Here is a 7,502-nt window from a genome sequence, read left to right as displayed (position 1 = left end):
TTTTTGAAAAGATGAAGGGGGAGGGGCTGGGGGTGGCGGTTTTTGCTGCTGCGTCTGAAAGGTCAATAGATCGTAACGCCTGCGCACGCCGCCTGCGCAACCGTTTCGCCCCGAAACCCCTTGCCCCATGGGGCCAACGGGTGTAGGAGGCCCCATCCCGCTATGCGGGGCAGAGGCGGGGTGATTCCCGCCTTTTGGGTTCGATGAGGGTTCCGCGATGGTCGCAGGCCCTCCTCTCAACTCCAACGCCTAAGATAAGGCTATGAAATGCAAAGCCAAAATATCCGTATCCGGCTGAAGGCATTTGACTATCGCGTTCTGGATGCCAGCACGCAAGAGATCGTCAACACTGCCAAGCGGACCGGCGCGCAAGTGCGCGGCCCGATTCCGCTGCCGAACAAGATCGAGAAATTCACCGTTCTGCGTGGTCCCCACGTTGACAAGAAATCTCGTGACCAGTTCGAAATCCGTACGCACAAGCGTATGCTCGACATCGTTGATCCGACTCCCCAGACCGTGGACGCGCTGATGAAGCTCGACCTCGCCGCTGGTGTTGACGTCGAAATCAAGCTGCAGTCTTAAGATCGGAGGGTAGAATATATGCGCTCTGGTATTATCGCTAAAAAAGTGGGCATGACCCGCTTGTTCATGGAAGACGGCAAGCAGATCCCTGTGACCGTACTCCACCTGGATGGCCTGCAGGTTGTCGCTCAGCGTACCGCAGAGACCGACGGCTATACAGCTGTTCAGCTCGGCGCAGGCTCCGCCAAGGTGAAGCGCGTGTCCCAGGCAATGCGCGGCCACTTCGCAAATGCGAAGGTTGAGCCCAAGCGCAAGCTGGTTGAATTCCGCGTGCCCGCTGAAGGCCTGATCGAAGTGGGTGCGGAAATCTCCGCAGAGCACTTCCTGACCGGTCAGAAAGTGGACGTCACCGGCACCTCCATCGGTAAGGGTTTTGCCGGTGCGATGAAGCGTCACAACTTTGGGGGTCTGCGGGCGTCCCACGGTGTGTCGATTTCGCACCGTTCGCACGGCTCCACCGGTCAGTGTCAGGATCCGGGCAAAGTCTTTAAAGGCAAAAAGATGGCCGGCCACATGGGCGCAGCCCGCGTGACCACCCAGAACCTGGAAGTCGTCAAGACCGACGCCGACCGTGGTCTGGTCTTCATCAAAGGCGCCGTTCCTGGTCCGAAATCCGGCTGGGTCACCGTCAAAGATGCCGTGAAGAAAAAAGCCCCCGAGGGTCTGCCGTTCCCGGCTGCCCTGAAAACTGCTGCTGAGGCACCTGTTGCCGACGCTCCCGCGGAAGGTGGTGAAGCATGAAACTTGACGTGATCAAACTGGACGGCGGCGTCGCTGGCGACATCGAACTGTCCGAAGACCTGTTCGGTCTGGAACCGCGTGCGGACATCCTGCACCGTGTGGTTCGTTGGCAGCGCAACAACGCGCAGGCCGGCACCCACAAGGTGAAGACCCGCTCCGAGACCTCCTACTCGACCAAAAAGATCTATCGCCAAAAAGGCACCGGTGGCGCACGCCATGGTGACCGCAACGCGCCGATCTTCCGCAAGGGTGGTATCTACAAGGGTCCGACCCCGCGCAGCCACGGCCACGAGCTGACCAAGAAGTTCCGCAAGCTGGGCCTGCGCCATGCGCTGTCCGCCAAAGCACAAGCGGGCGAGCTGGTCGTGATCGAGAACGCGGAAACCGAAGGCAAGACCGCCGCTCTGGCCAAACAGGTTGCAAACCTGGGCTGGAAACGCGCTCTGGTCATCGATGGCGCAGCTGTCAACGAAGGCTTCGCCCGTGCCGCCAAGAACATCGAAGGTCTGGATATCCTGCCGTCGATGGGCGCAAACGTCTATGACATCCTGAAGCGTGACACTCTCGTGCTCACGAAGTCGGCTGTCGAAGCACTGGAGGCTCGTCTGAAATGAGCGCGAAGGCAGAACACTACGACGTGATCCGCAAGCCGATCATCACCGAGAAATCCACCATGGCGTCCGAAAATGGCGCAGTGGTCTTTGAGGTGTCCATCGGATCCAACAAGCCCCAGATCAAGGAGGCCGTCGAGGCGCTCTTTGGTGTGAAGGTCAAAGCGGTCAACACGACAATCACCAAGGGTAAGGTCAAACGCTTCCGTGGCTCTCTGGGCAAGCGGAAAGACGTGAAAAAAGCCTATGTCACCCTGGAAGAAGGCAACACAATCGACGTGTCCACCGGACTCTGAGATTTGCCTCTGTGACAAATGGAAGGGCCCTCGCTGTGATGCGGGGGCCTTTTTCCGTTGGCGCGCATGACAGGGGCTGACCCCACGGGAGGAGTGAACGCCAAGACGCTCAGAGTGCCTCCGGAGCATCCTGAAGGGATTGCGTGTCGCGCGTGGTGAAAGGGGCGAAACAAGACCTGAGCGGGAGAATTGGCGCATTCGGACATGACACCGTGTCCTTCCCCATTGCCACCCCTGCCAACCTCTGCTACTGACCGTCCATCCCGCAGGCCTCGGATTCGTTCCGGGGCCGTTATATTTGTCGGGAAACACGAATCTGGGACCTTCGGGGCCCTATACAAGCGGTCACCTGAACCCGTCTGCACATGTGAGTTTTCACGCAGGCCAGGCAGGGGGCTTTAACATAGCGGTGCCAAAGACAATAACCTAAGGCACTGCACGCTAAACGGAAGACAGAAAGCATGGCACTTAAGTCGTATAAGCCGACGACGCCGGGCCAGCGAGGGCTGGTTCTGATCGACCGTTCGGAGCTTTGGAAAGGGCGTCCGGTCAAGTCTCTCACTGAGGGTTTGACCAAATCGGGCGGCCGGAACAACACCGGACGTATTACTTCTCGCCGCCGTGGTGGTGGCGCAAAGCGTCTTTACCGGATCGTTGACTTCAAACGGAACAAATTTGATGTCGCCGCAACCGTCGAGCGCATTGAATATGACCCCAACCGCACAGCCTTTATCGCGCTGGTGAAATACGAGGACGGCGAACAAGCCTATATCCTCGCACCGCAGCGTCTGGCCGTGGGTGACAAGGTCATTGCCTCCGCAAAGGCAGACATCAAGCCGGGCAACGCGATGCCGTTCTCGGGCATGCCGATCGGTACCATCGTTCACAACATCGAAATGAAGCCCGGCAAAGGCGGCCAGATCGCCCGTGCAGCCGGTACTTACGCTCAGTTCGTTGGTCGTGATGGTGGCTACGCGCAGATCCGCCTGTCCTCGGGCGAGCTGCGTCTTGTTCGTCAGGAATGCATGGCCACCGTCGGTGCTGTGTCCAACCCCGACAACTCCAACCAGAACTACGGTAAAGCCGGTCGTATGCGCCATAAAGGCAAGCGTCCGTCCGTTCGTGGTGTGGTCATGAACCCGATCGATCACCCGCACGGTGGTGGTGAAGGCCGGACCTCTGGTGGTCGTCACCCGGTGACACCATGGGGTAAGCCGACCAAGGGCGCGCGCACCCGTAACAAGAACAAGGCGTCGCAGAAGCTGATCATCCGCTCGCGTCACGCTAAGAAGAAAGGGCGCTAATTTATGTCTCGCTCTGTATGGAAAGGCCCCTTTGTCGATGCTTACGTGCTGAAAAAAGCCGAAGCAGCGCGCGAGTCGGGTCGCAATGAAGTGATCAAGATCTGGTCCCGTCGTTCCACCATTCTGCCCCAGTTCGTGGGTCTGACCTTTGGTGTGTACAACGGCCAGAAGCACATCCCTGTCAACGTCTCGGAAGACATGATTGGTCAGAAGTTCGGTGAGTATTCGCCGACCCGGACCTATTACGGTCACGCCGCTGACAAAAAAGCGAAGCGGAAATAAGTCATGGGCAAGGAAAAGAACCCCCGCCGCGTGGCAGACAACGAAGCAATGGCAAAACTGCGCATGCTCCGGACGTCCCCGCAGAAACTTAACCTCGTGGCACAGATGATCCGTGGCAAGAAGGTGGACAAGGCCCTGACGGACCTGACGTTCTCCAACAAGCGGATCGCGCAGGACGTGAAGAAATGCCTTCAGTCCGCCATTGCGAACGCCGAGAACAACCACAACCTGGACGTCGATGAACTGATCGTCGCCGAGGCATGGGTTGGCAAGAACATGACCATGAAACGCGGTCGCCCGCGGGCCCGTGGTCGGTTCGGCAAGATCCTGAAGCCGTTCGCGGAGATCACCATCACGGTGCGTCAAGTTGAGGAGCAAGCCTAATGGGACATAAAGTCAATCCGATCGGCATGCGCCTTCAGGTCAACCGCACCTGGGACAGCCGCTGGTACGCCGACACCAAGGACTATGGTGATCTTCTTCTCGAAGACATCCGTCTGCGCGATTTCATCAAGAAAGAGTGCAAACAGGCCGGTATTGCGCGCGTGATCATCGAACGCCCCCACAAGAAATGCCGTGTGACCATTCACACTGCACGTCCGGGCGTGATCATCGGCAAGAAAGGCGCGGATATCGAGGTGCTTCGCAAGAAGCTGGCCGCGATGACCGACTCCGAGCTGCACCTCAACATCGTTGAAGTCCGCAAGCCGGAACTCGACGCACAGCTGGTTGGCGAGTCCATCGCTCAGCAGCTGGAACGTCGTGTGTCCTTCCGTCGCGCCATGAAGCGCTCGGTTCAGAACGCAATGCGTATGGGCGCCCTGGGTATCCGGGTGAACGTCGCGGGTCGTCTGGGCGGCGCCGAAATCGCGCGTACCGAATGGTATCGCGAAGGCCGTGTGCCGCTGCACACTCTGCGCGCAGACATTGATTACGCACATTCTGAAGCAACTACCCCCTATGGTATCATCGGTATCAAGGTGTGGATCTTCAAAGGTGAGATCATGGAACATGATCCTGCTGCGCGTGACCGTAAAGCTCAAGAACTCCAGGACGGTCCGGCACCTCGCGGTGCAGGCGGCAACCGTCGTGGCGATCGCTAAGGAGAACGCGACATGCTTCAGCCAAAGCGTACTAAATTCCGCAAGATGCACAAAGGCCGGATCAAAGGCCTGGCAAAAGGCGGATCCGACTTGAACTTCGGCACCTACGGTCTGAAAGCCGTCACACCTGAGCGTGTGACAGCCCGTCAGATCGAAGCTGCTCGTCGTGCAATGACCCGTCACATGAAACGTCAGGGCCGTGTCTGGATCCGTATCTTCCCGGACACCCCGGTGACCTCCAAACCCGTCGAAGTTCGTATGGGTAAGGGTAAAGGCTCCGTGGATTTCTGGGCGTGCAAAGTGAAGCCGGGCCGCGTGATGTTCGAAATCGACGGTGTCGGTGAAGATGTTGCGCGCGAGGCCCTGCGCCTTGCAGCCATGAAACTGCCGGTTCAGACCCGCATCGTGGTGCGCGAAGACTGGTAACTCCGGTCTGTCGCAAAAAATTAGAGCCCTCCGCCAGATAACTGGCGGGGGTTTTTTTGTGTTTCCTTGGCGCTGAGCAAAGAGTTTGTTCACTTAATGTTCTTATCGTAGCCACCTGTCAGGGGGGGTGTTTGCGATGGAGGACGATAAATGCTGTTCCGCGTATCGGTCTTTGTGCTGGTGGGGCTGTGTGCCTGTGCCCCGTCTTCCTCCGTGCTGGACTGGGGCGGCGCTGCTCCCGTTGTGGGACACGAGGGTTTGACCAGGATCAGTCAGGCCCCCTATCGGTACCGCGGCGCGACGTATTGGACGCTGGCGAATGGCTGTACGTATTCGCCCGGACCGGAGTATGGCCTGGGGTGGCGGTGGTTCCTCGTCGCAAACCCGCTGCGGCCGCGCGGGGCGGATAAGGCATTGGGGCAGGGGCGCTGTCAGATTGTTTTCAATGCAACGGATTGAATCGCGGTATTTGGCCGCCGCTGGGGACTTCTCCGACGTAAAGGAACCATTCATTTATGCTTCGTCTCTAGGCTGCTTGTCGGCAGTGAAGCCAGAGAAGGATCTGATGATGAAATTTGTAACCAGTATCGCAACGGCACTCGTGGTTGGCCTTGGCAGCACAGCGCAGGCTGCAGATGTCATGCTGTTCACCGAAAGCTATGCACCGTTGAACTTTGAGCGCGATGGCCAGATCGTTGGCCTCGGGGCCGACCAGGTCTTTGAACTGATGGATCGCGCTGGAATTACCTATGAAGCTGAAATGACCCAGTGGTCGCGGGCCATTGGTCAGGCGGAACGGCGGCCGAACACCTGTGTGTTCAGTACCACCCATACAGAAGAGCGGGACCCGAATTTCAGCTGGGTGGAACCGCTGGCAACCGACAGCACCATTCTGGTCCGCAAGACGGGTGCTGCCATCGCACCAGCCTCGATCGAAGAGGCGCGCCAGTATCGCACCGGCACCCAGACTGGTGACTATGCTGTCGGCGTTCTGGAAGCCGCAGGGTTTGAAGCGATTGACCTCGCACCGGCACAGGATGCGACGCTTAAGAAGCTGATGCAGGGGCGGATCGACCTGATGGCGACCTCCGGCACGTTCCTTGAGGTCGCGCAAGCCGAAGGGGTGGAGATTGAAGAAGTTCTGGTCCTGTCGACGACCACTATGTCCATGGCCTGCAGCAAAAAAACCGATCAGGCGCTTGTCGACCGGATGCAAGCGGCCCTGCAGTCGATGATTGACGATGGCACCCAGGCGGAGATCGCTGCGAAATACAATTGATTGCCGGCCACGACCCTGGAGTGTCAAGTGTGAGGGATACGCGCCGTGCGAAGCGGGGCGTATCCTGTATCTTGTGCGTCACGGGTCATCCGCTCTCGCCAAAAGATTGCACCCTGCGCTAAGAGGAAGCCATGCCCCAGATTGATTCCCTCTTCGTGACCCGCCTCTACCGTGCCGCCTTGTCCGAGCACAAACCCATCATTGACGCTGCTGAAATGGAGGCCTCTTGCCTGACCATCGCCGAAGATGACGAGGCGGGACAGGACTGGTGCGAGGCAAATGGCTATCCAGGCTATACCTCTTATGCCTCGCTGACCGATCTGCCCTGGCGGTTCCCGATTTTTGCCGATCTGGTGAGCGCCCTTGACGCCCATGTGCAGGCATTTGCCGCGGATCTTCAGCTGAACCTGGACGGCCGTGCCCTGAAGCTGGAGGATCTGTGGATCAATATCCTGCCCGAAGGCGGCAGCCATGCGAGCCATATCCACCCGCATTCGGTGATCTCGGGCACTACCTATGTTGCCATGCCGGATGGCGCCTCGGCGTTGAAACTGGAAGACCCCCGGCACGCTATGATGATGGCCCACCCGCCACGGCTCAAGGACTGTCGCCGGGAGTTGAGAACTTTCATCTATGAAGCGCCGAAGGTCGGGGATGTCCTTTTGTGGGAAAGCTTCGTCCGTCACGAGGTGCCGATGAACATGTCGGAAGAGGAACGGATTTCCGTCTCGTTCAACTACGCCTGGGGATGAGCCTACTAGGCTCGGTTTGCCCGCGCCTGCGTTTTCGTGTTCCGAGGACAGGCAGCGACCCTATATTGCCCAGTTGACGAGGCAGGTTGGGGTCACGCTCTGTGGGAGAACAGAGGCCAAAAATCT

General features: G+C 58.6%; 12 protein-coding genes. All 12 read left to right on the top strand.

Annotated elements, in window-relative coordinates:
- Positions 1-267: 267 nt before the first annotated feature.
- The 12 genes from rpsJ (at position 268) to TRIHO_RS15050 (ending at position 7,376) form a co-directional block, all read left to right on the top strand.
- The gene (rpsJ, locus tag TRIHO_RS15105; RefSeq protein ID WP_058289455.1) at positions 268-582 is read left to right on the top strand and encodes a 30S ribosomal protein S10; all 315 of its coding nucleotides are present in this window, start codon (positions 268-270) and stop codon (positions 580-582) included.
- 18 nt (positions 583-600) lie between these two features.
- Positions 601-1,323, top strand: a complete 723-nt coding sequence (gene rplC, locus TRIHO_RS15100) for a 50S ribosomal protein L3 (protein WP_068245419.1) — start codon at positions 601-603, stop codon at positions 1,321-1,323.
- Entirely contained in the window at positions 1,320-1,937 is a 618-nt protein-coding gene (rplD, locus tag TRIHO_RS15095; RefSeq protein WP_068245418.1) for a 50S ribosomal protein L4, read from the top strand. Before rplC ends, rplD begins: the two co-directional genes overlap by 4 nt.
- Complete coding sequence (locus tag TRIHO_RS15090; protein WP_068245415.1) at positions 1,934-2,230, top strand: 50S ribosomal protein L23; 297 nt, start codon at positions 1,934-1,936, stop codon at positions 2,228-2,230. The genes rplD and TRIHO_RS15090 overlap by 4 nt, the downstream gene beginning before the upstream one ends.
- A 461-nt stretch (positions 2,231-2,691) precedes the next feature.
- Positions 2,692-3,534 (top strand): 50S ribosomal protein L2, encoded by an 843-nt coding sequence (gene rplB, locus TRIHO_RS15085; RefSeq protein WP_068245414.1) that lies wholly within the window; start codon positions 2,692-2,694, stop codon positions 3,532-3,534.
- A gap of 3 nt (positions 3,535-3,537) precedes the next feature.
- Positions 3,538-3,816, top strand: a complete 279-nt coding sequence (gene rpsS, locus TRIHO_RS15080) for a 30S ribosomal protein S19 (RefSeq protein WP_005980699.1) — start codon at positions 3,538-3,540, stop codon at positions 3,814-3,816.
- Positions 3,817-3,819: 3 nt separating this feature from the next.
- Positions 3,820-4,200, top strand: coding sequence for a 50S ribosomal protein L22 (rplV, locus tag TRIHO_RS15075; protein ID WP_068245412.1), 381 nt, complete (start codon positions 3,820-3,822; stop codon positions 4,198-4,200).
- Complete coding sequence (gene rpsC / locus TRIHO_RS15070; RefSeq protein WP_068245410.1) at positions 4,200-4,919, top strand: 30S ribosomal protein S3; 720 nt, start codon at positions 4,200-4,202, stop codon at positions 4,917-4,919. The genes rplV and rpsC overlap by 1 nt, the downstream gene beginning before the upstream one ends.
- Before the next feature lie 12 nt (positions 4,920-4,931).
- Positions 4,932-5,345 (top strand): 50S ribosomal protein L16, encoded by a 414-nt coding sequence (gene rplP, locus TRIHO_RS15065; protein WP_068245408.1) that lies wholly within the window; start codon positions 4,932-4,934, stop codon positions 5,343-5,345.
- 150 nt (positions 5,346-5,495) lie between these two features.
- Positions 5,496-5,804 carry a hypothetical protein gene (locus tag TRIHO_RS15060; protein ID WP_106406196.1) on the top strand — a complete coding sequence of 103 codons (309 nt, stop codon included), beginning with the start codon at positions 5,496-5,498 and terminating at the stop codon, positions 5,802-5,804.
- Positions 5,805-5,910: 106 nt separating this feature from the next.
- A complete protein-coding gene (locus TRIHO_RS15055) occupies positions 5,911-6,624 on the top strand; it encodes a substrate-binding periplasmic protein (protein ID WP_232367795.1) in 714 nt (237 codons plus the stop codon).
- 131 nt (positions 6,625-6,755) lie between these two features.
- Positions 6,756-7,376 (top strand): TIGR02466 family protein, encoded by a 621-nt coding sequence (locus tag TRIHO_RS15050; RefSeq protein ID WP_068245406.1) that lies wholly within the window; start codon positions 6,756-6,758, stop codon positions 7,374-7,376.
- The last annotated feature ends 126 nt before the right edge of the window (positions 7,377-7,502 follow it).

The organism is Tritonibacter horizontis, assembly GCF_001518015.1.
In the GTDB taxonomy this organism is placed as follows: Bacteria; Pseudomonadota; Alphaproteobacteria; order Rhodobacterales; family Rhodobacteraceae; genus Epibacterium; species Epibacterium horizontis.
The sequence above is the reverse complement of the archived record's forward strand: the minus strand, read 5'-3'. Positions and strand labels throughout refer to the sequence as shown.

What these genes read in the sequence shown, in the direction of transcription:
- rpsJ (WP_058289455.1), top strand. Translation starts at nt 268, where the DNA reads ATGCAAAGCCAAAATATCCGTATCCGGCTGAAGGCATTTGACTATCGC.
- rplP (WP_068245408.1), top strand. Translation starts at nt 4,932, where the DNA reads ATGCTTCAGCCAAAGCGTACTAAATTCCGCAAGATGCACAAAGGCCGG.
- rpsS (WP_005980699.1), top strand. Translation starts at nt 3,538, where the DNA reads ATGTCTCGCTCTGTATGGAAAGGCCCCTTTGTCGATGCTTACGTGCTG.
- rplB (WP_068245414.1), top strand. Translation starts at nt 2,692, where the DNA reads ATGGCACTTAAGTCGTATAAGCCGACGACGCCGGGCCAGCGAGGGCTG.
- TRIHO_RS15050 (WP_068245406.1), top strand. Translation starts at nt 6,756, where the DNA reads ATGCCCCAGATTGATTCCCTCTTCGTGACCCGCCTCTACCGTGCCGCC.
- rplD (WP_068245418.1), top strand. Translation starts at nt 1,320, where the DNA reads ATGAAACTTGACGTGATCAAACTGGACGGCGGCGTCGCTGGCGACATC.
- rplC (WP_068245419.1), top strand. Translation starts at nt 601, where the DNA reads ATGCGCTCTGGTATTATCGCTAAAAAAGTGGGCATGACCCGCTTGTTC.
- TRIHO_RS15060 (WP_106406196.1), top strand. Translation starts at nt 5,496, where the DNA reads ATGCTGTTCCGCGTATCGGTCTTTGTGCTGGTGGGGCTGTGTGCCTGT.
- rplV (WP_068245412.1), top strand. Translation starts at nt 3,820, where the DNA reads ATGGGCAAGGAAAAGAACCCCCGCCGCGTGGCAGACAACGAAGCAATG.
- rpsC (WP_068245410.1), top strand. Translation starts at nt 4,200, where the DNA reads ATGGGACATAAAGTCAATCCGATCGGCATGCGCCTTCAGGTCAACCGC.
- TRIHO_RS15090 (WP_068245415.1), top strand. Translation starts at nt 1,934, where the DNA reads ATGAGCGCGAAGGCAGAACACTACGACGTGATCCGCAAGCCGATCATC.
- TRIHO_RS15055 (WP_232367795.1), top strand. Translation starts at nt 5,911, where the DNA reads ATGATGAAATTTGTAACCAGTATCGCAACGGCACTCGTGGTTGGCCTT.